The sequence below is a fragment of the Cryobacterium psychrophilum genome (assembly GCF_004365915.1).
Classification (GTDB): Bacteria; Actinomycetota; Actinomycetes; order Actinomycetales; family Microbacteriaceae; genus Cryobacterium; species Cryobacterium psychrophilum.
Genome location: NZ_SODI01000001.1, coordinates 2,058,063 through 2,082,789, shown reverse-complemented (window position 1 = coordinate 2,082,789; position 24,727 = coordinate 2,058,063). Strand labels below are relative to the sequence as shown.

Below are 24,727 nucleotides of genomic sequence, written 5' to 3'. Positions count from 1 at the left end.
CGGCCACGCCATCCATCTGGCAAACGGATGCCCGGCGGCTCGGGCGCTCGCACGCTCGCTCGCTCGCTGGGTGATGTTGCTACTTCAGGAGATCCGGCCGGGAACATCCGCTCACCCGCGAGACTACGCGGCGGTCGGGTACTGTCGACCGCGGATCTCCTGAAGTAGCAACCAGGGGGGCGGATGCCGGGGGCGCGTTCGGAGTGCGGCGCTGGGCGCGCTGGGCGCCCACCTCCGGGCCGAGGAATGGCCGGTAGGCGGGCTGCGTTGGCGCCCGGAACCGGCGCCAACCGCGCCCGTGAGGGCGCTGGCGGGTTCGTTTACGGGCTTCGGTCGGCAGAATTACTTACTAAGGTCTATAAAGAAATAGGTGAGCAACCCTCGCTTTTACGTTCGATTCGCGCTAAAATGGGGGTATGTTCACGACGGTGAAGTCCGGAGCTGAGATGGTCGCCCTGCTACTGCAGGCCGGCGAACTCGTCACGGCCGCCCTCGCCGGAGTGCAATTCGCACTCCTGGACGACGATGCGGCGCTGGCCGTGATGGGCGCGCTGGAAGCCGTGGGGCGTCGGGTGGATGGTGGCCGGATCAGCTCCGCCGCCAACGTGGCTTTTCGCGCCGATTCCGGCCTCGGTCATGACTCGCTCGCGTGGAAGAACGGATGCCGCGGCAAGTTCGAACTGATCACCGGGGTGACGCGTATCTCGAGTAGCGAGGCGAAGCGGCGGATGCGCCTCGGCGGCACCATCACCGGGGTCTCGTCCGCGACCAGCGGCTTGGTCGGGCAAGTCATGCCGGTGCGGCACCCCGCCGTCGCCGAGAGTCTGGCCGCCGGGGAACTCGGCATCGACGCCGCCGACGTGATCGTGACCGCACTCGAGCAGATCTCGACCCGGGTCGCCCCGGACGACCTCGACCGGGCCGAACGCGCCCTGGTGGCGTCGGCGACGGGGGCGATCATCCCGGAGACCGAAGGACTCCCGGGTGCGGGGATCGCGTTCAGTGCCGACCTCATTCGGGCGCAGGCCCACGAATGGGCGGCGATGCTCGACCCTGAGGGGGCGGCGCCTTGCGACGACAAGACGGCCGCGAAGAGCACGTTCGGGTTCGGGCTCCTGCGGGATGGGCTGTATCCGCTGCGCGGCGGTGTGACGCCCGACCTTCGCGGCGTGATGAACGGGGTGTTCAACACGTTCCTCAGTGCCCACGCGGCACCGGCGTTTCCGTCGGCGGAGGACCAGGCGCGCCTGGAGGCCGGGGAACTCATCCCCGGCGCCGAAGAAGCCGTCGACGACCGCACCGGCGGCGAGAAATGCGCCGACATTCTGCGGGCGGTGTTCGAAAAGACCGCCCGAGACCCGAAAACCCCGACCATGGGCGGCGCGGCACCCGTCGTGATGGTGCACGTGAACGCCCGCGACCTGAAGAACGGTCGCGGCGTCGGCTGGATCGACGGCGTCGACGCCCCGATCAGCCTCCGCAGCGTAAACCAGCGGCTGTGCGCCGGCGGCTACCAGCAGGTCATCATCGGCGACGACGGCCACGTACTGCACCTCGGAGCGACGGAACGATTCTTCAGCCCCGCCCAGCGCCGCGCGATCGCCGCCCGCGACGACGGCTGCGTCATCCCCGGCTGCAAAATCGCCGCCGCCTGGTGCGAAGTGCACCACGTGATTCCGTGGCAGTCCCACGGACTGACCGACGTGGAAAACGGTGTGCTGCTGTGCTGGTTCCACCACCACACCATCGACACCGCCGGGTGGGACATTCGAATGATCACCGGGAGGCCCCACCTGCGCGGCCCGGTGCTCTTCGACCCCACCCGAACCTGGCGACCAGCGGCCAGCCACCGCGCGAACACTCCGAGCGCCGATCCTCCGTGGAGCAGATCCAGACAATAGGACCCGGGGTCGTGATGGGCCTTTGGGCTGGTGAACCCTGGAAGCCGAGCGGCAGGTGAGCTCCGGGGAGGCCCCTGCAGCCCGGCCGCGGTCGAACTGCAGGGGTCGAACTGCAGGGGTCAGGCGCCGTAGATGGTGCCGCGGGCCTCGGCGTAACGGGCGCGCACCTCCGCGGCCCACGACCGGTCGGCCGCCGGCTCGAATTCGAGCGCGATCGCGCGCGGCCAGCTCGGAAAGTCGCTGCCGCCGTCGAGGGCCCAGGCGGCCTGGCGCGCGGCACCGAGAGCCACGTATTCGCGGGCCGCCGGCAGCACGACCGGCACACCGAAGACATCCGCTGCAATCTTCTGTACGGCGGGCGACTGCGAACCGCCGCCGATCAGCAGCACCTGACGCACGGCCACGCCCTGGCCCCGCAGCGAGTCGAGCGCATCGGCGAGGCTGCAGACGAGTCCAAGAACGGATGACTGCGCCAGGTTCTCCGGCGTCATGTTCGCCCGGCGCATCCCGGTGAGCGAGCCGGAGGCATCGGGCAGGTTGGGAGTCCGTTCACCATCGAGATAGGGCATCAACAGCAGTCCGCCGGCATCCGCCGGTGCCGCAAGCGCAAGGCTGCCGAAACGTTCGATGTCCACACCGAGCATGCGGGCCGTGGACACGAGGGTACGGGCGCCGTTGATTGTGGCGAGCAGGGGAAGCTGTCCCCCGGCGGCGTCGGCAAACCCGGCCACCGAGCCGGAGGCATCCGCTATCCGGGCGGTGGTCCTGGCGAAAACGGTGCCGCTCGTGCCGATGGACACCACCACGTCACCCTCGCCAATGCCGAGTCCGAGGGCTGCCGCAGCGTTGTCGCCGGCCCCGGCCGAGACCACCACGCCACCGGGCGTGACACCGGCGCGCTCGGAGGCGCCGAGAACCGTGGGAACTCGCGCCTCGCGACCGAGGGCGGCCTCGAGAAGGTCCATGCGGTAGCTGTTGGTGTGCACGGAGAAGTAGCCGGTGCCGGAGGCATCGCTGCGGTCGGTCGCGGCCTGCGCCGGGCGCCCGAGTATGTTCCAGGTGAGCCAGTCGTGCGGTAACAGCACCTGCTCCACCTTCGCGGCGAGCTCCGGACGGTTCGCGTGCAGCCAGGCCAGCTTGGTGATCGTGAACGAGGCAACCGGCACCACGCCCACCTCGTCGGCCCACATCTGGGCGCCGTACCGTTCGGTGAGCGCCGCAGCCTGCGGGGCACTACGCACGTCGTTCCAGAGCAGTGCGTCGTGAACCGGCTTGTCGGCGGCATCGAGCGCGACCATGCCGTGCTGCTGCGCGCTCACCCCGAGGGCCGCCACGCCGCCGGCCACGCCGCCGCCAAGCTCATCGCCCCCGGCTGCCAGGAAGGCGTCCCACCAGCGGGCCGGGTCGATGCTCGTGCCGTCGGGATGCGGGGCGCTGCGCTGCGTGAGCTGCTCGCCGGTGTCAGCATCCACGGTGACAATCTTGCAGCTCTGCGTCGACGAGTCGATCCCAGCCACTGTTCGGCGTGCGCTCATGCGTTGGTATCCCCTTCGAACCGACCGTCGGCTCAGCCTAACCGCGAGCCTCGACGAGGTGGGCCATCCTGATCACACGCAGCAGCACGCTCATGATGACCACGAGCAGGCTGAAGCGACCGGTTCCTGGCCGGTCGGCCGGATCGTTCAAGAAGGAGTCGCCCTCGCTGGTAACTGGCGCGGCTGGCGCGAGTCAGTGTACGTATTCGAGCAGGTCGAGGCCGATTGACCGCAGCCCCTCATGCACCCTGAGCCGCGTGGGCAAGTCGGTGTCGGCGAAGGACATCGACACGGCATAGGTGACACCGGCGCGTGGACCGCGCAGAATCCCGACCTCGCTGCGTACCCCCGCGGTCGTTCCGGTCTTGTTCACGAGCAGCAGCCCGTGGTCGCCCTCCCGATGAACGAAGGGGTCGAAGCCGAACGCACCGGCCACGAGCGTGAGGTCGGTGTTGAGAGACAGCCACCCCAGCACCCGCTCGCTCGCCTCGGCGTCGATGATCTCGCCCCGAGCGAGCGCCGTGAAGAGCCAGGTGAGTTCTTTGGCGCTGCCCACTGACAGTTGGGGTGCGTGGTCGGGGCCCCGGTGGTCGCGAACACGATCGAGCAGTGCAGAGCGGGTGAGACCGAGCTTCTCGGTGCGTGCCCGCACGGCGTCGAGCCCAACGGCGCGAATGAGCACGTTCGTCGCCAGGCTGTCGTTCATCGACCCCACGAGAGCCGCGAGGTCGGCGATGGGCAACGACGACACCTGCAGGTGCTGCCAGATGCCCGCTCCGGAAACCGAGTCGGCGACCGTGCGTTCAAGAACCGTGTGCGCGCCAAAATCTGCGTCACGCAGCTTGGCGGCGACCTCGATGAGCAGCAAAACGGTCCCGATGTGGGCCGTGGGCATGGCCACGTGGTCATCCACGGAGAAAAGCACACGACCGGTCGTGAGGTCGGTGGCCCTGGCCGACACCTGCACGCCGTTGACCGCGAGGTCGGCGAGCGCTTCGAAGCCTCGGGAAAAGTTCTCGGGCACCTCGGCGCCCAGGTGCTTGCCGTGATTTTCGGCCAGGTGCCTCGACCGTTTCTCAGAATCCCGCACTGCCATAACCACTCTCGACGGGCCTCTCTCGGTCAGGGTCTTCCCCGCAGATACCCTAACGCACGAGGCTGGTGGGCTACCAGATCGTGACGCGCTGATCGGGGTCGAGCCACAGCGCATCCGCTTCGGTCACGCCGAAGGCCGTGTAGAACTCGTCAATGTTGCGCACGATCTGATTACACCGGAACTCATTCGGGGAATGCGGGTCGATCGAGAGCAAACGGATCGCCTCGGCATCGCGCAGCTTCATCTGCCAGGCCTGCGCCCAGGAGAAGAAGAAGCGCTCGGCCCCGGTCAGGCCATCGACGACGGGCGGCTCTTCGCCATCGAGGGACAGCAGGTAGGCCTTCCACGCGATGGAGAGCCCGCTGAGGTCGCCGATGTTCTCACCGATCGTGAGCGCGCCATTCACGTGGTGCTCGGGCACCTGCTTCGGGAAGAGGCCCTCGTACTGGGCGATGAGCGAGCTCGTGCGCTCCTCGAAGGCTGCTCGATCCGCCTCGGTCCACCAGTCGGTGAGGCGGCCGTCGCCGTCGTACTTGGATCCCTGGTCGTCGAAGCCGTGACTGATCTCGTGCCCGATCACGGCGCCGATGGCACCGTAGTTCGCCGCGGAATCTCGCTCGGTCACGAAGAACGGGAACTGCAGGATGGCGGCCGGGAACACGATCTCGTTGAAGCCGGGGTTGTAGTACGCGTTGATGGTCTGCGGTGTCATGAACCACTCGTCGCGGTCGAGCGGCTTGCCGATCTTGCCCAGTTCACGCTGGAACTCGAACTCGTTGGCCGCGCGCACGTTGCTGATCAGGTCGTCGGGCGTCATCTCGAGGCTCGAATAATCGCGCCACTTCACCGGGTAGCCGATCTTCGGGGTGAACTTCGTGAGCTTCTCCAGGGCACGAGCCCTGGTCTCTTCCGTCATCCAGCCGATGGTGGAGATGCTCTGGCGATATGCCTCAACGAGGTGCTCCACGAGCACGTCCATGCTCTTCTTGGCGCTCGGCTGGAAGTGGCGATCCACGTAGATCCGGCCAACGGCCTCGCCGAGGGCGCCTTCCACGAGAGAGACACCGCGCTTCCAGCGCTCTCGCAGCTGCGGGGTCCCGCTGAGCGTGCGCCCGTAGAAATCAAAGCTCGCCTCCACGAAATCGCCGGAGAGGTACGACGCGCTCGAACGAATGATCTGCCAGCGCAGCCAGTCCTTCCAGGATTCCAGCCGGTCGTCACTCATGGTGGCGGCGAGGCCCACGATGAAGCTCGGTTCCCGCACGATGACCTCCTCGAGCGTTCCGACCGGGGCATCGACGCCCTCGAGCCACAGGTCGATGTCGGCGCCAGCCGCGAGCGCGGAGAACTGGCCCCAGGTTCGCGGGTTGTACGTCTTTTCACTGTCGCGGGTCTCGACCTTGCTCCAGTGGTGCACGGCGAGTTCGGTTTCGAGTTCGAACACGCGCTGGGCGCGCGCGGCGGCGTCGTCGACGCCCGCGAGGGTGAACATGCGCTCGATGAAAGGCACGTAAGCCTCACGAATGGCGGCAAATTTCTCTTCGCGATAGTACGACTCGTCGGGGAGGCCCAAGCCACCCTGCTCGATGAACACGCGGTACTGCTCGGGGTCTCCCGGGTCGTTGTCGACGAAGAGGTGGAACGCACCGCTCACGCCAGCGCGCTCAAGCCGGCCGAGGTCGGCGAGCAGTTCGGAGATGGATGTGATGGCATCGACGGTCGCGAGGTCGGCGACGAGGGGCGTGGCGCCGAGGGCCTCGATGCGTTCCTCATCGAGGAAGCTCGTGAACAGGTCGCCGAATTTGCGCTCAAGCGTGCCGGGTACGGCGGACTGCGCCTCGACGATGATGTCGCGCACGGCCTTCTCCGACTCCTCGGCGAGCAGGGTGAACGAACCCCAGCGGGCCTTGTCATTGGGAATTTCGGTGCGCGAAGTCCATTTGCCGTTCACGTGCAGAAAGAGGTCGTCCTGAGGCCGAATCTCCGGGTCCAGTTCACTACGGTCGATTCCGGATGCGCTCACCTGATCAGTCATGCGTCCAGCCTATTCCGGTGGGATGGGCGCCGAGAACCTTGGGCATGCAGATGCTACGGCACCAGGTCCCGGTGGCGCGAACTAGAGTCGACAGCATCAGACTTTTCACGCCCCAGGCCATCGATCGCGACATCCTGCGCCTCGCCATACCCGCCCTCGGCGCGCTCATCGCCGAGCCGCTCTTTCTGCTCGCCGACTCGGCCATGGTGGGCCACCTCGGCACGATACCCCTCGCCGGGCTTGGCCTCGCGAGCGCGGTGTTGCAGACCATCATTGGCCTCATGGTGTTTCTCGCCTACAGCACCACCCCGGCCGTCGCCAGGTGGCTCGGCGCCGGGGATGCGCGTCGGGCCGTGAGCGTGGGCATCGACGGCCTGTGGCTGGCCCTCAGCCTCGGTGTGGTGCTCGCGGTCGTGGGCCGCGCCGCGACCCCGGCGCTGGTCGGCACATTCGGCGCCGAGGCATCCGTGACCGCGGATGCCTCGACCTACCTGGGCATCTCCATGTTCGGTCTACCGGCGATGCTGCTGGTCTTTGCCGCGACCGGGTTGCTCCGCGGGCTGCAAGACACCCGAACGCCGCTCTTCGTGGCCGGCATCGGGTTCGCCGTGAACATTGTATTGAACTACGTGTTCATCTACCTGCTCGACTGGGGGATCGCCGGCTCCGCCGTGGGCACGGTCGTTGCGCAGTGGGGCATGGTGGCCGTGTACCTCGTGGTGGTTGTACGGCACGCTCGCCGGGAGAAGGCCCCGCTGCGGCCGCATCGCGGAGGGGTGCTGCTCGGTGCGCGCAGCGGCGGCTGGCTCTTCGTGCGCACCCTGAGCCTGCGGGCGGCGATGCTGCTCGCCGTGTTCGTGGCCGCGCAGCTCGGCTCACCCGAGCTCGCGGCATTCCAGATCGCGATGACCCTTTTCGCGACGCTCGCCTTCGCCCTCGACGCCCTCGCCATCGCCGCGCAGGCGCTCGTCGGCCGCGGACTCGGTGCCCACGATGTCGCCGGGGTGCGGGCCGTGCTGCGCCGGTGCCTCGAGTGGGGCGTGCTGGCCGGCATCGGGCTCGCGGCGCTGGTGATCGCCACGAGCGGGGTGCTCGGGCACCTCTTCACGAACTCGCCGGCCGTGACCCAGCTGCTGCCGGCGACGCTCGTGGTGCTGGGCCTGTCGGTACCGCTCGGCGGCGTGGTCTTTGTGCTCGACGGGGTGCTGATCGGTGCCGGGGATGCGCGCTACCTCGCGCTGACCGGCCTGGTGAACCTCGCCGCCTTCGTCCCCCTCGCGCTGGGTGTGCTGTGGCTTGCCCCGGAGGGTGCCAGCGGTCTCGCCTGGCTGATGTCCGCGTTCGCGCTCGGCTACCTCGGCGCCCGGGCGATCACCCTGTCGTTGCGTGCCCGAAGCACGGCGTGGATGGTCGTCGGAGCACGCTGACCGGTTCAGTCGAGCGGGTAGGCGAGCGCGGGGCGGCGGATGCTGACTCGCACGCGGTCGCCGCGCTTCGGCAGGTCAGGGGCCGCGACGCGCGCCCGGATGATCGCTCCGCCGAGGAGTTCGAGGCTCACGAGCGCGTCGTGGCCGCCGTACGCAATGGACATGACCGTCGCGGTGATGCGTTCGGTGCCGGCCGGCTCGATACCGAGGCCGGAGCGGTGCGGAGCCACGACGCGCGAACTAGCGGGCAGGGCTGCGGGCGATACGATGCGGGTGATGGCCGGCGATAGGTGGATCCATTCCGGTCGGAGCATGAGCCGCACCGGGGTTCCATCCACGTCGGACGTTCCGCCGTCGACGGCATCGGCGGCGATCGATCCCAGCGCGCATTCGACCCGGCCGTCGGACCAGGTGCCCTCGAGTTCCACCGTGTCACCCACAAACGCCGCGACCCAGAAACTCACGGGGTTCTCGTACACCTCGGCCGGCGTGCCCCACTGCAGCAGGCCTCCATCGCGCATCACGGCCACGAAATCGGCCAGGGACAGGGCCTCCTCCTGGTCGTGGGTCACGAGCAGGCTCGTGCTCTTCTGGTCCCGCAGCAAGGCAGCGACCTCGCTGCGCAGCGCCCCACGCAGCAGCGGATCGAGGGCCGCGAACGGCTCGTCGAGCAGCATCAGGTCGGGGCGCGGCGCGAGGGCCCGGGCGAGCGAGACTCGCTGCGCCTGCCCGCCGGAGAGCTGCGACGGGGCCCGGTCGACGAAACCGGCCAGTCCCACGAGCTCGGCCAGCTCCGCGATGCGCGCCGTGCGCTTCGCACGGTCGGCCCGGCTGGCGTGCGGCAGCCCGAAGCCGATGTTCTCGCCCACGCTGAGGTGGGGAAAGAGGGAGGCGTCCTGAGGCACCCAGCCCATGCCGCGCTTTTCGGGAGCGAGCTGCACGCCCGGTGCGGAGACCACGCGATCGGCCACCGTGATGGTGCCGGCCGACGCGGGAAGCAGGCCGGCGATGGCACGCAGCAGAGTGGTCTTACCGCATCCGCTGGGACCCAGCACGGCCACGAGGCTGCCCCGCGGTATGGCGAGGTCGATGTTTTCGAGCACGTCGGTCTCGTCGTACGAGACGCGCAGTTCTTGAACGGTGACCCAGGTCACGATTTCTCCTTTGCAACACCGCGGATGCCCGACAGGAGCACCGTGGGGATGGCTGCCAGCACGACGAGCGCCGCCGCGTAGGGCGCGGCTCCGCCGAATTCGAACACCGACGTGCGGCTCCAGAGCTCCGTGGAGAGCGTGGAAATACCGGTGGGACGCAGCAACAGTGTTGCGGGCAATTCTTTCATGACGGAGATGGCAACCAGCAGCGCGCCCACGCCGATGCCGGGCAGGGCGAGGCGCGCCGTGACCCGCCACCAGGTGACGAGGGGCGAGTGGCCGAGCATCCGTGACACATCGGTGAGGCTGCCCGGCACGGCGGCGATGCTGCTGCGCATGCTGCCGATCGCCCGCGGCATGAAGAGCACGACGTAGGCGAAGACGAGCACCACGGAGGTTTGGTAGAGCGCCGGAACCGCGGCGAGTGCGAAAAATACCAGCGCGAGGCCCACGACAATGCCGGGCAGCCCGTGGCCGAGAAAACCCACGGCCTCGATCGCGGTCACGAGCCGGCCACGGTGGCGCGCGGCGAGGGCGGCGATCGGCAGGGCGAGCACGGCGGCCACGAGAGCGGCAGCGAGGGCCAGCCCCAGGGTGGCGCCCACGGCCTCGAGCAGCCGGGGAACGTCGACGGCTCGAAGCGTTGCCGCGTCGAGCAGGCGGCTCAGCAGACCCAGGATCGGCACGACGATGCCCGCGCCCGGCGCGAGCAGGATGAGCGCCACGAGAGCGACGAGCCAGCGGCCCGGCCTGTGCACCGGCAGGGTGCTGCGACCGCCCGTCCGCTCGACCTGGCCGCGGCTCTTGCGCTCGCCCGCCACCACGATGAGGGCGAGCACCACGAGCACGAGGGCGAGCAGCGCGGCTTGATTGCGGTCGAAACTCGCCCCGTAGGCGGCGTTGATTCCCCAGGTGAGCGTCTGGAAGCGCAGCATCGCGACGAGGCCGAAGTCCGACAGGGAGTAGAGGCACACGAGCAGGGCGCCCGCGATGGCGGCCGGGCGAATCTGCGGCCAGGTCGCCGCCCGGAACGCGCCGAACGGGCCCCGGCCGAGGGTGCGGGCGACCGCTTCCAGGTCACCGGATGCCCCGCGCAGCGCGGCCGCGACCGGGAGCGTCACGTAGGGGGTGCAGACCGCGGTCATCACGAACCAGGCGGCCCAGAATCCGTTGAGTGACGGGAACCAGACGAGCCAGCCGTAAGCGGCGAGGTAACTCGGCACAGCGAGGGGAAGCGCCGCCACGATCAACAGCGCGCGGCCAGCGGGCAGGCGTACGCGGGTGAGCACCCAGGCACTCGCGATTCCGAGCGTGAGGCACGACACCGTCACCGCGGCGGCGAGCAGTACCGAGTTGAGCGTGAGCTGCAGCACCCGGGGGCGCAGCAGGGTGTCGAGGAGCTCGGCGAGCCCGGCCTCGCTCGTGCGCACCACGAGGTAGACGAGAGGAATGGCCGCGGCCGAGGCGCACACGGCGGCGAGCACGAGCAGCCAGCCCGGCGCCCCGAAGCGGTAGCCGCCGCGCGGGCGCGGCGGCTTCGCGACCAGCTCAAGTTCCGGAACAAGCACGCTCATGCGGCGCTCGTTCCGACCGCGCAATCGGGCAGGGCGGGGCCCAGGAAGCGAGCCCGCGCAGCCGTTTGCACCGGGGTTAGATGAGGCCGTGCTTGCCAAGCAGCGACTGGGTCTCGGCGAGCGATTCCAGGTCGGCGAGGTCGAGGTCGGGGTTCACGAGCGAGTCGAGGGCCGGCAGGCCGGCCGGGGCGTCGACGCCCGGACGGAGCGGGTATTCGAAGGTCTCGTCCACGAAGTACTGCTGCGCCTCGGCCGAAACGAGGAAGTCGACGAGCGCGAGAGCGTCGGCGTCCGTTGCGGCGCCCGTGAGCACGCCGGCGCCCGTGACGTTCACGATCGACCCGGCGTCACCGGCCTCGGGGTAGGAGAGTTGGGCGCGCATGTTCTCGGCGCCGGTCTCGGCCGCCTGGGCGAACCAGTAGTAGTGGTTGATCAGGCCAACGTCGACGACGCCCTCGTTGACGGCGGCGAGGATGGCCCGGTTGTTGTCGAAGATTTGCGGCTTGTTCGCGGCGAGATCCGCCACCCATTTATCGGCAGCGTCTTCGCCGTTCAGCACGCGGTACGCCGTGACGAAGGCCTGGAAGCTCGCGTTCGTGGGCGCGATGCCGACGCGACCCGACCACTCCGGCTCGGTGAAGGAGTCGACCGATGCCGGCACCTCCTCGGCGCTCAGCTGCTGCTGGTCGTAGGCGATGACGCGGGCACGACCGGTGACGCCCACCCACGTGTCGTCGGTGGAGGTGAACCCGGCCGGAACGGCATCCGTTGTTTCGGCCGGGAGCGTGGCGAAGAGCCCGGCGTTGCTCAGGGCGCCGAGCGCTCCGGCGTCCTGGGAGAGGAAGACCTGGGCGGGGGTGCGGTCGCCCTCTTCCAGCAGCAGCGCGCCGAGCTCGGCCGTGTTGCCGTACCGCACCTCGACCGAGATGCCGCTCTGCTCTTCGAAGAGATCGATGAGCGGTTGCACGAGCGTCTCATCGCGGCCGGAGTAGAGCGTGACGGAGCCATCGGCTTCCGAGCCGCTGCTGTCAATCTCGGCAGTCGTGGAGCAGCCAACAAGGGCAAGGGCTGTCATGCCTGCGGCAAAAGCGGCGAGCGGAATCGATAGGCGCATGTGGTCTCCCGGGACGTGAATTGCTGAACTAAGGTAAGGCTAATCTAACCTACAGTGCGGCGCGAATCGAGCCGTGCCGCCAGGCCCGTCAAACGCGCCAACCCGATAGCCTTTATGGGCGGTCCTCCTGGATCGACTCCCTCCCTCAGGAGACAACGTGCCGCGTCCCGTGAATGCTCGCCCCACCCCGTCCCCCGCCCGGCATGCCCTGTTCCAGTGGCGCAATGCCGTGTTCGCCACCTTCTTTGTCAACGGACTCGGCCTCGCGTCCTGGATGAGCCGCATCCCCGCCGTGCGGGACCGCCTCGGTCTCGACACGACCCAGGTAGGCCTGCTCATCTTCGGGCTCTCCGCCGGATCGGTCATCGGCCTCATCCTCGCCGCCTGGCTCCTCGCCCGCCTGGGCGCCCGCCGCGCCATGACGCTGAGCATGTCACTGGCCGCCGCCGGGCTCGTGCTGATGGGCGCCGGCGTCAGCCTGTTCCCCTCCGCACCCTTCGTCTTCGGCGCCCTCGCCGTTTTCGGCTTCGGCATAGGTTCACTCGACGTGATGATGAACGTGGAGGGAGCGGCCGCCGAACGCGAGGTGGGCCGAACGCTCATGCCGCTGATGCACGCGTGCTTCAGCCTCGGCACCGTGATGGGCGCGCTCGGCGGGGCCGTGGCATCCGTTCTGCGCGTCTCGGTGTTCTGGCATCTCGCGTTCATCGCCATCCTGGTACTGGGCACCGTGGTTGCCGCCGTGCGCTTTTTGCCACTGCGGCATGACCTCGGCGACGACGCCCCGGCAGAGCCCGCCGGATCGTGGCGCGAACGCCTCGCACAGAACCTCACGGTGTGGCGCGACCGCAAGCTGCTCCTGATCGGCATGATCGTGCTCGGCATGACCTTTGCCGAAGGGTCAGCGAACGACTGGCTGGCCCTCGCCGCCGTCGACGGTCACGGGTTCTCGAACGCCTCCGGGGCGATCGTCTTCGGCGTGTTCGTGAGCGCCATGACCGTGGGCCGGGTTCTCGGCGGGCCCGTTCTGGACCGCTACGGCCGCGTCGCCGTGCTCCGCGCGAGCGCGGCGGTGGGGATCGTGGGGCTGATTCTCTTCATTCTGGCGCCGGCCGCCTGGCTCGTGTACGTGGGAACCGTGCTGTGGGGCCTCGGCGCCTCGCTCGGTTTTCCCGTGGGGATGTCGGCCGCGGCCGATGACGCCAGGAATGCTGCCGCGCGGGTGAGCGCCGTGGCCATGATCGGGTATTTCGCTTTTCTGGTCGGTCCGCCCGTTCTGGGCCTGCTCGGCGATGCCTGGGGCGTATTGAACGCGTTGTATGTGATTTTGGCGCTCATGGTACTCGCGGGGCTGGCTGCCCCGGCGGCTCGGCCGGCGGCATCCGCGGCACGGTCTTGAACCCCGCGGATGCGCCGCTCAGCTCCTGCGGTTAAGCTCGTCGAGTGCGCCTTGTTATTGCGAATTGCTCCGTTGACTATGCCGGAAGGCTCAGCGCGCATCTGCCGCTCGCCAACCGCCTCCTGATGATCAAGGCGGACGGCAGCCTGCTCGTGCACTCCGATGGAGGCTCGTACAAGCCACTCAACTGGATGAGCTCGCCCTGCACGCTGTCGGTGCAGGGGCCGGATGCCGACCAGGCCGCCGCCGGAATCACCGCGCTGTGGACCGTGACGCACTCGAAGACCGCCGATGAACTCGTGGTGAGCATCTACGACGTGCAACATGACTCGGCCCACGAACTCGGCATCGATCCCGGACTCATCAAGGAGGGCGTCGAGGCGCACCTGCAGAAGCTGCTCGCCGAGCACATTCACCTGCTCGGCGACGGCCACACCCTCGTGCGCCGCGAGTACATGACCGCGATCGGCCCGGTCGATATTCTCGCCCAGGATGCCGGTGGGCACTCCGTGGCCGTGGAACTCAAGCGGCGCGGAGACATTGACGGCGTGGAGCAGCTCACCCGGTACCTCGAACTCATGAACCGCGATCCGCATCTGGCCCCGGTGACCGGGGTTTTCGCCGCCCAGGAGATCAAACCCCAGGCCAGACGACTGGCCGAGGACCGCGGCATCCGCTGTCTGCTGCTCGACTACGACGCAATGCGCGGCATCGACGACACAAAAACCCGCCTCTTCTAAGCACGCTTTGGTTGTGCTCGCCTAGTCAGCGTCCGGCGAGACCATCTCGAAGTGCGGCAGATCCGCGAGGGTCAGCGGCATCGTCACGATGGGCACCAGTCCGGGGTGCACGTCGATGATCGGTATGGCACCGGTCAGCAAACCGGGCCCGGCCAGCTTGCGCCGCGACGTGGCCTGCGACAGCATCACGACTCCGGCAAGGGCGATGGCGCCGCCGCCGATGGCGGCGAGGCTCGGCGCCTCACCGAGTACCAGCCATCCGAGCAGAAGCGAGAAGATGGGAACCACGAGCAGGAGCGACCCGCCCTCTGCCACGCTCGAGTGTTTGAGTGTCACGTTCCACATCGAGTTCGCGAGCACAGTACTCAGAACCACGAGCACCACGATCGCCATCCAGAAGCTCGTCGTGACCTGCGCCGGGTCGGCGTCGAAAGTCGCCAGGGGGAGAGCACCGATGCCGCCGATGGCGCAACTCCAGAACACGATCTCCACCGCTGGCACGCGGGCGAGCAGGGGCTGTTGCACGATCAGGAACACCGATAGGAGCAGCGCCGCACCCACAATCAGCAGCGCATTCTCGTCGAAGCCTGTGGCCGTGCTGTCGCCGAAGGTAACGATGACCACGCCGCCGACGGCCACGACCATGCCGATGTAGCCGAGTGTTGTGGTTCGTTCCACGAGAACGAAGTACCCGAGGATGAATGCGAATACGGGAGAGATGTTGAGCAGCAGGCTGGTCGTTCCGGCCGGAACCGTGGACTGGCCGAGGCTCAACAGCAGGCCAAAACCGGCATAGCCACACAGAGCAGCAGCCAGCAACCGTGGGACATCCCTCCGGGTGATCCGCAGGCGTTGCCTGTTCACGAGAAGATACAGGCCGAGGACTGCGGCAGCGCCAAGAAACCGCAGGGAGGTGAGGTCCTGCGGTGACAAAACTGTCAGGGCTTCACGCGTGGCGACGTACGCCGGAGCGGTCGCTCCAACCATGAGAACGTCGGGTCTCCGCCACCAATGCCGCATCGAACGACCTTCCCCCTGTTACCACCCCTGGCCAAAGATCGCCCCTCAGCATCTGGATAATAGCGTAGAAAACGGATGCGCGACATGCGCCGCCCTGAGGTTAGGGGTGAACGTCGGGCGTATCGGGGGTTTCGCAGGTGACGCCGCCTAAGATAAGTGAGTGAATCCTACCCTGACGCGCACCTGGAGCGCCATACTTTTTGACCTCGACGGAACGATTACCGATTCCGCCCCGGCCATTACCAGCTCACTCGCCCGCACCTTCGCTCTGCTGGGCCGCCCCGTTCCCTCCGACCATGATCTGCTTGCCTATGTCGGTCCGCCCCTGCACTCCGCCTTTCAGGAGTACGCCGGAATGACCGTCGAGGCGGCCGCCGAGGCCGCCGTGGTGTACCGCTCCGAGTACCGCGGCGCCGCCGCCCTCGACACGGCGATTTACCCCGGCGTGTCTGGACTGCTTGAGCGCATCCATGAGGCCGGAATCCCCCTCGCCCTCGCCACCAGTAAGCCCGAACTGACCGCAATCGACATTCTCACGCACTTCGATCTGGCCCGGTTCTTCACCGTGATGGTCGGGGCATCGGCAGACGACTCGCGAGCAACGAAGGCCGACATTGTGACTGAAGCGCTCCGTCGCCTCAGTGAGAACGGCGCAGACGTGAGCACCCCCGTGCTCGTGGGAGACCGCCATCACGACGTCGACGGCGCCACGGCGAACAACCTTCCGGCAATTCTCGTCGAGTGGGGATATGGTTCCCCCGCGGAGGCGACGGACGCCACCGCGATCGTGCACTCCACCGACATGCTCGGCAAACTCCTGCTCGGTTAGACCCGCCCCGGGGATCGCCGCAAACAGGCAATCCCCGGTGACAACGTCACCCAGACCGGGTTATTTGGCGGCCAGCGGAACGAACCGAGCGAGCGTGCCTGAACTAGTGCTCTGGAATCAGGGCTAGCTTGCCTCCCGGGTGCTGGCCGCGCAGAAAATCCAGCGCGGTCGTGGCGTCGGCGAGGGGAAACGTTCTGGCCATCGGCACAACGAGGTCTCCAGCCGCGGCCATGTGAATGATTCGGGCACGCGCCTCGTCGCGAAACGCCGTGCTCGCCGGCATTGCCCCGGCGATGATTCGGAAGCCGTCGTCCTTCGCACGACTGAAGGCGGCGATACTCACGATGCGCTGGCGGTCTGACACCAGGGCGAGCGAGACGTCGACGGCCTCATCCGTACCGACACAGTCCAGCGCCGCGACGACACCATCGGGAGCAGCGAGGCGGACCCGCGCCTCCAGGCCGTCGCCGTAGCTCACGGGCTCACCGCCGAACGTCGCCACCGTTTCGAAGTTGGACTCACTCGCGGTACCGATGACGCGCGCGCCGATCAGCTTCGCCTGTTGCAGCACGCTCACCCCGACCGAACCGGATGCGCCGTGCACGAGAATCGTGTCGCCGCGGCTAACCCCGCACACATGCAGCATTTCTGCCGCCGTCGTACCGACCAACAGAAGATTTGCGGCCTCGGCAAAGCTGAGGTTTTCGGGCTTCGCAAAGACGTCCTTCGCGGCAACCGTGAGCGCGGATGCGTAGCCGCCCGCCACCCGGAACGCGAGAACCGCGTCGCCGACGGCACCGGCGCCGGAGGCGATCTGCGTGTCGGGGCCGAGCGCCGAAATCACTCCGGACACCTCATAGCCCACGGGAACCGGCAGCAGGCTCCGGTCATCACCGCGTGCGACGTGCTTGAAATCGGCCGGGTTCATGCCGGCGGCTCGCACCTCAATGGTGGCCTCGCCGGTGCCGGGGGCCGGAACCTCGTCGTCCACCTGCTCGAATACGTCGAGGCCGCCAAAGTCCGTTGCAATCCATCTCTGCGCCATACGCACAGTCAACACCATCCAATGACGGGCGCCCCTGGGCGGGTTTCGCCGCAGCGGCACTCGTCAGCCGCGATGGCACTGCGTGAAACATGTGCCAGGGGTCGGAACGAGTGCCGGACACAGAAATGCCGCCCTCGGCAATCGAGGGCGGCATTTCGGGTGAGCTACGAACCTAGATGATCGCGGCGCGCAACTCGGCAGCGGCTGCAGCCGGGTCAGCGGTGCCGTAGATGGCGCCACCGGCCACGGCAACGGATGCCCCAGCCCGCTGCACCCTGGCGATCGTCGCGACGGTGACCCCACCGGCAAGCGAGAACGGAACCCTGGCGGTCTCGCCCTGGTTGAGCAGCGTGTCGAGGGTGAAGCCCTCCTCGGCCTGCTCGTCGAGACCGGCGTGCATCTCCACGAATCGCGCACCGAGGACGGTGACCTCGCGGGCACGGGTGACCTTGTCGGCCACGCCGATCAGGTCGACGACAACGCCCTTGCCATGCTTGGTCGCGGCCGCGACGGCCCCGATGATGGTGCTGTCCCCGGCCGTGCCGAGCACGGTCACGAGGTCGGCACCCGCAGCGAATGCGATGTCCGCCTCGAGCTCGCCGGCATCCATGGTCTTGAGGTCGGCGAAGACGATCTTGTCGGGGTGTGCGGCCTTGATCGCTGTGACCGCGCGCAGGCCCTCGGCCTTGATCAGCGGGGTGCCGAGCTCAATGATGTCCACGTGTCGGGCAACCTGAGCGGCAAGCTCGAGTGCGGCCTCGGTGGTGAGTACGTCCATTGCTACCTGAAGCTTCATGGGGTCTTCTTTCTGTTGATTCAACGAAATGTGGAGTGGAAAATTGGGGGTGGAGAGTCGGGACCGTTACTCGAGGTTGGCGTGGCGGGGCCACAGCTCCTCGGCGGTCGCACCGGAGGCCTTCCAGAGCGCGTGGAAGATCGCGTCGCAGAGCAGGAGAACGCTCTGCTCGAACAATCCGCCCGAGTATTGCTCCGAGAGCGGTCCGCCGTGGTCCTGCTTGGCGGCGGCGGGAATCACGACCGTGACCTCCGCAAGCGCGGCCAGCGCGGAGGCGGCATCCGTTGTGAAGGCCACGATGCCCGCGCCCGCCGCCGCTGCGTTTTCGGCGGCCCGCACAATGGCGCCCGTTGTGCCACTGCCGCTCGCCACGAGCAGCACGTCGCCACGAGTGATCGCCGGGGTGGTGACGTCGCCGACCACGTGCACAACGAGCCCGAGGTGCATGAGGCGCATGGCCGTCATGCGCAGGGCAAGACCGGACCGGCCGGCACCAAGCACGAAGACGCGCTCGGCACGGCGCAAGCGCCCTGCCGCGGCGTCGAACGAGTCGATGGATGTCTCGCGCAGCTGGCCGACCACGTGCACGTTCTCGGCGAGGACGACGCCCAGGGCATCCGCTGTCACGACGTGTGTCGGGGTAGTTGTCGTTGCGTTCATGTTTCCTATCTTCTACTCTTTTGGGCGGGCTTTCTGCTCATCAAATGGCTAGTTTGCCTACCCGTTTGGGTGGGCAGGCTCCGAATTGGGTAGGCTGGGGATATGACTTCCCCCCTCCCTGCACACGATTCAGGCCAGTCCGCGCGGCTGGCCGCAGCCGAGAGAACGAGGATCATCGCCGACCTCACCGATACCCATGCCACGACCCTCGAGTCGCTTCTCGCGGTGCTGCGGTCGAGTTCCACGAGTGACACGGCGGCCAGACAGACGGCGACCGACCTCGCGGCTTCGGCCATGGTGGCGCTGCGCGCGGTGAGCGACCTCGACCGCTCGCTCACCGAGGAACCCGTGGCCCGCGCGTTCGAACGGTTACGCGACGATCTGCGGCCGCTCGTGCGCTTCGGCGACCTCGACGTTCAGTTCATCGAGCCGCCGGTCAACGGCCGAGCGCTGCCGGGCGAGGTCGCTCAAGAGGCGCGCGCGATCGTGCGCGGAGCCGTGCTCGCGCTCGTGGAGCAGAGCGGGGTGGCCAAGGTGCGTGTTCAGTGGGACTGCGACGGAAGCAATCTCCTCATTCGCATCCGAGACGACGGCCCCGGCGATCTCAACCCCGAGGTTCCGAGCGTCCGGCAGTTGGCTGACCGCGTGGTGTCCCTCAGCGGGGAGCTTGATGTGCAGGCGACCCCGGGGTGGGGTTCCGAGATGTCGGTGTCGTTGCCTCTCGACCCGCCCAAGGCATCCGTTGTCACCGAAGTGGCCTGGGGGCTGAGCCCTCGCGAACGTGACGTGCTGGAACTCGTGGCCTCGGGCGCCCGCAACAAGTCGATCGCTGCGACGCTGCTGATCAGCGAGAACACGGTGAAGTTTCACGTAGCGAACCTGCTGCGCAAGGTGGGCGCGACGACGCGCGCCGAGCTCGCCTCACTCGCCCGGTAGTCGTCCGGGGCGGATCAGCTGCCAGTGCCGACCGTGGCCGACTCGGGAGTCGGCTCAGGGGCCGACTCGGCGGGGAGCGCCTTGCGGGACCAATAACCTGCCAGAAGCGACCCGGACACGTTGTGCCAGACCGAGAAGAGGGCGGCGGGAAGCGCGGCCACCGGGTTGAAGTGCGCCACGGCCAGCGCGGCGGCCAGACCGGAGTTCTGCATGCCCACCTCAATGCTGATGGCGCGGCGACTCGCGACCGGAAGCCCGAAGACTCGACCGATCAGGTAGCCCACGGTCAGGCCGAGGCCGTTGTGCAGAATGACCGCCACGACCAGCACGATGCCGATGGACATCAGGGTGGAGGAGCTCGCCGCAACGACGGCCATGACCACGGCGGTGATGGCCGCGACCGAGACGAGCGGAAGAACGTCGAGGAACCGTTCGATCAGGCTCGGCAGCAGCATGCGCAGCACGAGGCCGAGCAGCGCGGGTACCAGAACGATCTTCAGAATCGAGATGAAGAGGGCACCCGGGTCCACCGGAAGGAACTGGCCAGCGAGGACGGCCACGATCAGCGGCGTCAGTATCGGCGCGAGCAGCGTTGAGACCGTCGTCATCGCGACCGACAGGGCAGTATCACCCTTGGACAGGAAGACCATCACGTTGGAGGCCGTTCCACCCGGGGCCGCTCCGACGAGGATCAAGCCGGCGGTCAACATCGGCGACAGATCGAGGGCCACGGCAATGCCGAGGCCGAGTAGCGGCATGACCACGTATTGCGCCGCAACGCCGACCAACAGCGCCCAGGGCCGTTTGGCCACGATGACGAAGTCAACCGGGCGCAGCGTCATCCCCATGCCCAGCATGATGACGGAGAGAAGCAACGGAATGGCCACGGTCATTCCGGCAAAGGCTTCCGGCATGGCGAGTGCGAGGCCACCCGCCGCCAGCACGATGAGGCCGAACCAGAGCCCGACGAACTTGCTGATAATTCTGATGCGGTGCACGGGCAACAACCTTCTTCAGCTGTGGGACGGAATGGGTAGCCAACGGGCACGCAGAACGCCCCCGCTGCACAGGCTAGCAACCAGCAAGCACCCCGCCGGCCGAGCAGTCTGCCCGCGATGCGCTGCCCGCACCGCGAGCGATACCGCACGATCGCGCGCGACGAATGCCTTTACGCGAAATTTCGTGATAATTTCACCTCACCATGCCTGACACCTCCCCCGCCGCCGCGCACGCCCCCCTCACCCGCGTCGACGTGGCCGACATCGCGGTGCGGCTCTTCCGCGAAAACGGATATGAGGCCACTTCTGCGACCCAGATCGCCGAGGCTGCGGGGGTGTCACGCAGCACCTTCTTCCGACAATTCGGCTCGAAGGACGATGTGATCTTCGCCGACCACGACGAGCTTCTCGCCCAGATCTCCACATACTTCACCAACGAGCACGAGGATCCCTGGGTTGCCGTCTGCGAGGCGGCCTCCCTCGTCTTCGAGCGCTTTCGGGAACGACTCGAGATCGTGCGCGTGCGCGACTTGGTCGTGCGTGAGACGCAAGTGCTGCGCGACCGTGAAACCGTGATGGTGTCCCGGTATGAGAAGACATTCGCGGCGTATCTGCGGCGAATGCTTCCGCACATCCAGCCGCTCACGGCCATTCAATTCGCGGCGGCGGTGACCGCCACACACAACTTCGAGCTGCGCGCACTCATCCGCTCGAATGACCGGGGCGGCCCAGAGGAACTCGCTGTGAAACTCGTGGAGGTGCGCCGCCTCTTCTCGCCCACCTTCGAGGCCGGCGGCGCACCGGATGCTCGGTCCGACGTCGTCGTCGCCGTCTTCCCGGCGTCCACGTCGCCGGCCGACATGGCCAGGGCCATCGAAGAACAGCTCCGCTCGATCACGCACTGACACTGCGCAAACCCCTCTCGCCTGACACCCTTATTGGAACTCAGTTTCACTTGACATGAAACTCAGTCTCAGCTAGACAGTACTTGTATCTGTCGGTTCGGCGCGAAGGAGCACCGTGGTTAGTGGAGTGAACACCAGAGTCGTGGTGAGCCCGCACGAGAGCGCTGGCCACCGAATCGCCGTTGTCACCTTCGTTCCGGCACCCGGAAACCTCGTGACGTGGACCGCGGACGCGCTTCGAGCACTTGCGACCGCGGTTCGAAAGATCGACAGCAGCCAGTTCGATGCCGTTGCCTTCGTCGGTACCGGCACCGCGTTTGGAGCGGGAGCCGACCTTAGAGGGTTTCAGCCGGCCCGCTCCGCGGCCGACGGTGAGCAGCTCGCCCGCGACGGCTACCTCGCATTCGCTGCCATAAGCGCCCTCGCCGTTCCCACTTTTGCGTTCATCAACGGTGCCGCGGTCGGCGGCGCCCTTGAGCTCGCGCTTCGCTGCGATTACCGCACCGTCTCGGCATCCGCTCGCAATATCGGGTTGCCTGAAGTGCGGCTCGGCCTCGTTCCCGGCTGGGGCGGTCTCACCTCCCTGTGCGAACTCGTGGGAGTCACCACTGCCGCCGACGTGGCAATCACCCGCTCTCTTGCGGGCCGACACGCGTCGGCGCGCGACGCTCATCGACTCGGCCTCGCCGACGTCGTGCTCGCGCACGATGACTTTCTTGTCTCCTCCGTAGCCTGGGCCGCTGCACTCCTCGATAACTCCGCCCGGGTCGCCGGCATGACCGACATCGCCGCCACCGCCGATCTGTCCTGGAGCCCCGCAGCGGTGCGAGCCGGCGTCGCCAAACGCATCCCGGGGACGCTTCCCGCCGTCGACACCGCGCTGGCCCTGCTCTCCACCTGGAACGACCAGAACCCCGCGCCCGGGACCGGCGACCGCACGACCGCGCGGAAGGCCCGCGCGGGCGACTCGCTCGAGGCCGACACCATCACCGCGTTCGGTACTCTCCTGCACAGCGATGAGTGCCGCGCGAGCATTTACGCCTTCTTCGCCGTGCAGGCAGCGCGCAAGCGCTCACGTCCGGCGAAGCCCAGGCCCGAGGCCGCCCTGGAGACTCCCATCACCCAGGTGGGCGTCGTGGGCGGCGGCCTCATGGCCACGCAGCTGGCCCTTCTCTTTGCCGAGCGCCTCGACGCCCCCACCCACCTCATCGACCTCAGCGCCGATCGCGTCAACCTCGCCCTCGAGCGCATTTCCTCCCAGCTCGACCGCTCCGAGAAACGAGGCATGAGCGCTCCGGAGCGCGAACGCGTCGCCACACTCATCACCGGGAGCACCGACGCGAACGACCATTCCCCGTGCGAGGTCGTCATCGAGGCCGTGTTCGAAGACCTCGCGGTCAAGCGTCAGGTGTGGGCATCCGTTGAAAATGTCGTCAGTGATACCGCGGTGCTGCTCACCAACACCTCCTCGCTGTCGATCGAAGACCAGGGCGCCGACCTGCGCCGCCCGGAGCGCCTCATCGGATTTCACTTCTTCAACCCGGTGGCTGTGCTCCCGCTCGTGGAGATCGTACGGTCGCCGCACACGAGTCCGGCCGCCGTCGACGCCGCATTCGCCCTCGCCGGCGCGCTCGGCAAGACCGCCGTTCTCGTCAAGGACTCACCCGGCTTCGTGGTGAACCGCCTGCTCACTCGCCTGTTCAGCGACACGCTTGAGCTCGTCGACGCCGGAACGGATGCCCACGCCGTCGACAACGCCCTCGTGAACGACGGCCTGCCGATGAGCGCACTCACCCTGCTCGCGTACATTGGTCCGGCCGTGCAGCTGCACATTCTCGAAACCATGAACGCGAGCGCCAACGAGCGCTTCCGGGTGAGTCCAAGCCTCCGCCGCATCGTGGAGAACAAGCTCACGGGCTACCTCGGCGACGACGGCCGGCTGAGTGCCGAGGCGACGGCAATCGTCGACGACATCGACTACGTTTCCACGCGGATGCTCCCGTCAACCCCCGAAAGCATCCGAACCTTCCTGCTGTCCGGCCTGGCGGATGAGGCCTGGCGGATGCTCGCCGAGGGCACCGTGGAGAGCGCGGACGAGATTGACGCATGCATGATCCTTGGCGCGAACTACCCCCAGCACACCGGTGGGCTCACGCCCCTCCTTGACCGATCGGGCGCGTCGCGTGCCGCCAATGGCGTCACGTTCCACTCGCCCGGAGTCGCCAGCGCGCCCGTTCCGGCCTGACCCGGACACCCCGTCTCCTCTGCCTACCCACACCTGAAAGCGAGTCACCAATGAACTCCGTCCCTGTGATCGACACCGAACGCACCCCCAGCGCGCCCGAGACCAGGCAGGTACCGGACTATGACGTCTCCACTCCGTTGGATACCGACTACTACGCGGTCTTCGCCGACGTGCCAGAAGCCGATCGAGCGTTCTGGTCCCGCGCCAGAACCTTCGCCGAGGAAAGCCTCGATGAGCTCACCGAGGCCTGGGACAAGGGTGAGTACCCGCTGCACCTCGCGCGTCGCCTGGGTGAACTCGACCTGCTGACCGACGCGGTCGAGGGCCCGGGCCTGACTCCCATGTCGGCCCTCGCGGCCGGACTGGTCAACATGGAGATCTCCCGCGGCGACGGATCAATGGGAACCGTCGTGGCGGTGCAGGGAGGCCTCGCGCTGCGCAGCATCGCTCTCTTCGGCAGCGCCGAGCAGAAGGCCACCTGGCTTGTGCCCCTCGCCCGCGCCGAGAAACTCGGCGCCTTCGCCCTCACCGAACCGGAGCACGGCTCCGACTCGGTCGGACTCGTCACCTCCGCCCGCCGCGACGGCGATGAATGGGTGATCAACGGCGAGAAGATGTGGATCGGCAATGGCTCGGTTGGCGACGTCACCGTGGTCTGGGCACGCGATGAACACGGTGACGTGCGCGGATTCCTCGTCGACCAGGCAACACCCGGCTACGTCGCGAAGACCATGACCGGCAAGGGATCGCTCCGCGCCATCCACCAGGCCCGGATCGTGCTCGACAATGTGCGCATTCCCCTCGACGCCGTCCTCCCCGGCACCCACACCTTCAAGGACACCGCGGCCGTGCTCTACGCCACGCGTCTCGGCGTGGCGTGGTCGGCCCTCGGTCACGCCACGGCGGTCTTCGAGGCTGCGCTGAACTACTCGACCCAGCGCACCCAGTTCGGAAAGCCGCTGGCCGGATTCCAACTGGTTCAGGAGCGCCTCACGGTGATGCTCTCCCGTCTCACCTCTATGCAGTTGCACTGCATGCACCTCGCCACGCTCGACGAGGCCGGAACGCTTCGCCCCATCCAGGCCTCCCTCGCCAAGTACCACAACACCCGTGCGGCCCGTGAAATCGCCTCCCTCGGGCGCGACATGCTCGGCGGCAACGGCATCCTGCTCGAAAACCACGTCGTGCGACACATGGCCGACATTGAGGCCATCCACACGTACGAGGGAACCGAAAGCGTTCAGGCCCTGCTCATCGGCCGCGATCTCACCGGAGTGAGCGCCTTCAAATAAGAGGGCACGTTTGACGCATCCGCGCC

At 67.6% G+C, this 24,727-nt stretch carries 20 protein-coding genes; 9 read left to right on the top strand and 11 right to left on the bottom strand.

All coding sequences use genetic code 11. The annotated features are described in order from the left end of the window. The first annotated feature begins 416 nt into the window (after positions 1 to 416). The gene (locus EDD25_RS09745) at positions 417 to 1,901 is read left to right on the top strand and encodes an HNH endonuclease signature motif containing protein (RefSeq protein WP_134173099.1); all 1,485 of its coding nucleotides are present in this window, start codon (positions 417 to 419) and stop codon (positions 1,899 to 1,901) included. Positions 1,902 to 2,020: 119 nt separating this feature from the next. Here EDD25_RS09745 and xylB read toward each other — a convergent pair whose 3' ends face one another. From xylB to EDD25_RS09730, 3 genes are all read right to left on the bottom strand, one after another. After that, positions 2,021 to 3,436: a xylulokinase gene (gene xylB, locus EDD25_RS09740; protein WP_134173098.1), complete on the bottom strand. Its 1,416-nt coding sequence runs from the start codon at positions 3,434 to 3,436 to the stop codon at positions 2,021 to 2,023. Positions 3,437 to 3,629: 193 nt separating this feature from the next. Then, positions 3,630 to 4,532 carry a serine hydrolase gene (locus EDD25_RS09735; RefSeq protein ID WP_134173097.1) on the bottom strand — a complete coding sequence of 301 codons (903 nt, stop codon included), beginning with the start codon at positions 4,530 to 4,532 and terminating at the stop codon, positions 3,630 to 3,632. A gap of 70 nt (positions 4,533 to 4,602) precedes the next feature. Further along, on the bottom strand, positions 4,603 to 6,567 hold the full coding sequence (locus EDD25_RS09730; RefSeq protein ID WP_134173096.1) for a M13 family metallopeptidase: 1,965 nt from the start codon (positions 6,565 to 6,567) through the stop codon (positions 4,603 to 4,605). Between the two features lie 50 nt (positions 6,568 to 6,617). Between EDD25_RS09730 and EDD25_RS09725 the strand changes: the two genes are divergently transcribed. Further along, entirely contained in the window at positions 6,618 to 7,994 is a 1,377-nt protein-coding gene (locus EDD25_RS09725; RefSeq protein ID WP_134175334.1) for an MATE family efflux transporter, read from the top strand. A gap of 5 nt (positions 7,995 to 7,999) precedes the next feature. Here EDD25_RS09725 and EDD25_RS09720 read toward each other — a convergent pair whose 3' ends face one another. From EDD25_RS09720 to EDD25_RS09710, 3 genes are all read right to left on the bottom strand, one after another. Further along, positions 8,000 to 9,148 (bottom strand): ABC transporter ATP-binding protein, encoded by a 1,149-nt coding sequence (locus tag EDD25_RS09720; RefSeq protein WP_134173095.1) that lies wholly within the window; start codon positions 9,146 to 9,148, stop codon positions 8,000 to 8,002. Then, positions 9,145 to 10,722, bottom strand: coding sequence for an ABC transporter permease (locus EDD25_RS09715; protein WP_134173094.1), 1,578 nt, complete (start codon positions 10,720 to 10,722; stop codon positions 9,145 to 9,147). Before EDD25_RS09715 ends, EDD25_RS09720 begins: the two co-directional genes overlap by 4 nt. A gap of 76 nt (positions 10,723 to 10,798) precedes the next feature. Further along, a complete protein-coding gene (locus EDD25_RS09710) occupies positions 10,799 to 11,836 on the bottom strand; it encodes an iron ABC transporter substrate-binding protein (protein WP_134173093.1) in 1,038 nt (345 codons plus the stop codon). A gap of 127 nt (positions 11,837 to 11,963) precedes the next feature. Between EDD25_RS09710 and EDD25_RS09705 the strand changes: the two genes are divergently transcribed. Continuing rightward, the gene (locus tag EDD25_RS09705; protein ID WP_338419630.1) at positions 11,964 to 13,235 is read left to right on the top strand and encodes an MFS transporter; all 1,272 of its coding nucleotides are present in this window, start codon (positions 11,964 to 11,966) and stop codon (positions 13,233 to 13,235) included. A gap of 44 nt (positions 13,236 to 13,279) precedes the next feature. After that, positions 13,280 to 13,975 carry an endonuclease NucS gene (nucS, locus tag EDD25_RS09700; RefSeq protein ID WP_134173091.1) on the top strand — a complete coding sequence of 232 codons (696 nt, stop codon included), beginning with the start codon at positions 13,280 to 13,282 and terminating at the stop codon, positions 13,973 to 13,975. A 21-nt stretch (positions 13,976 to 13,996) separates the two neighbouring features. Here the strand turns inward: nucS and EDD25_RS09695 are convergent, their stop codons facing one another. Beyond that, positions 13,997 to 14,995, bottom strand: coding sequence for a DMT family transporter (locus tag EDD25_RS09695; protein WP_134173090.1), 999 nt, complete (start codon positions 14,993 to 14,995; stop codon positions 13,997 to 13,999). A gap of 160 nt (positions 14,996 to 15,155) precedes the next feature. On the opposite strand from EDD25_RS09695, the gene EDD25_RS09690 reads away from it, so the two are divergent. Further along, the gene (locus EDD25_RS09690) at positions 15,156 to 15,824 is read left to right on the top strand and encodes an HAD hydrolase-like protein (protein WP_241986445.1); all 669 of its coding nucleotides are present in this window, start codon (positions 15,156 to 15,158) and stop codon (positions 15,822 to 15,824) included. 103 nt (positions 15,825 to 15,927) lie between these two features. Here EDD25_RS09690 and EDD25_RS09685 read toward each other — a convergent pair whose 3' ends face one another. From EDD25_RS09685 to hxlB, 3 genes are all read right to left on the bottom strand, one after another. Continuing rightward, on the bottom strand, positions 15,928 to 16,869 hold the full coding sequence (locus EDD25_RS09685) for an NADP-dependent oxidoreductase (protein ID WP_134173089.1): 942 nt from the start codon (positions 16,867 to 16,869) through the stop codon (positions 15,928 to 15,930). 172 nt (positions 16,870 to 17,041) lie between these two features. Further along, positions 17,042 to 17,665: a 3-hexulose-6-phosphate synthase gene (gene hxlA / locus EDD25_RS09680; RefSeq protein WP_134173088.1), complete on the bottom strand. Its 624-nt coding sequence runs from the start codon at positions 17,663 to 17,665 to the stop codon at positions 17,042 to 17,044. A 66-nt stretch (positions 17,666 to 17,731) separates the two neighbouring features. Continuing rightward, positions 17,732 to 18,325, bottom strand: a complete 594-nt coding sequence (gene hxlB, locus EDD25_RS09675; protein ID WP_134173087.1) for a 6-phospho-3-hexuloisomerase — start codon at positions 18,323 to 18,325, stop codon at positions 17,732 to 17,734. A 102-nt stretch (positions 18,326 to 18,427) separates the two neighbouring features. Between hxlB and EDD25_RS09670 the strand changes: the two genes are divergently transcribed. After that, positions 18,428 to 19,261, top strand: a complete 834-nt coding sequence (locus tag EDD25_RS09670) for a LuxR C-terminal-related transcriptional regulator (protein WP_134173086.1) — start codon at positions 18,428 to 18,430, stop codon at positions 19,259 to 19,261. Between the two features lie 14 nt (positions 19,262 to 19,275). On the opposite strand, the gene EDD25_RS09665 is transcribed toward EDD25_RS09670, so the two are convergent. Further along, entirely contained in the window at positions 19,276 to 20,259 is a 984-nt protein-coding gene (locus tag EDD25_RS09665; RefSeq protein WP_134173085.1) for a bile acid:sodium symporter family protein, read from the bottom strand. Between the two features lie 203 nt (positions 20,260 to 20,462). On the opposite strand from EDD25_RS09665, the gene EDD25_RS09660 reads away from it, so the two are divergent. The 3 genes from EDD25_RS09660 (at position 20,463) to EDD25_RS09650 (ending at position 24,701) form a co-directional block, all read left to right on the top strand. Further along, complete coding sequence (locus EDD25_RS09660; protein ID WP_134173084.1) at positions 20,463 to 21,164, top strand: TetR/AcrR family transcriptional regulator; 702 nt, start codon at positions 20,463 to 20,465, stop codon at positions 21,162 to 21,164. A 127-nt stretch (positions 21,165 to 21,291) separates the two neighbouring features. Continuing rightward, a complete protein-coding gene (locus tag EDD25_RS09655) occupies positions 21,292 to 23,409 on the top strand; it encodes a 3-hydroxyacyl-CoA dehydrogenase NAD-binding domain-containing protein (RefSeq protein ID WP_166671257.1) in 2,118 nt (705 codons plus the stop codon). Between the two features lie 50 nt (positions 23,410 to 23,459). Further along, entirely contained in the window at positions 23,460 to 24,701 is a 1,242-nt protein-coding gene (locus EDD25_RS09650) for an acyl-CoA dehydrogenase family protein (RefSeq protein ID WP_134173082.1), read from the top strand. Positions 24,702 to 24,727: the final 26 nt, after the last annotated feature.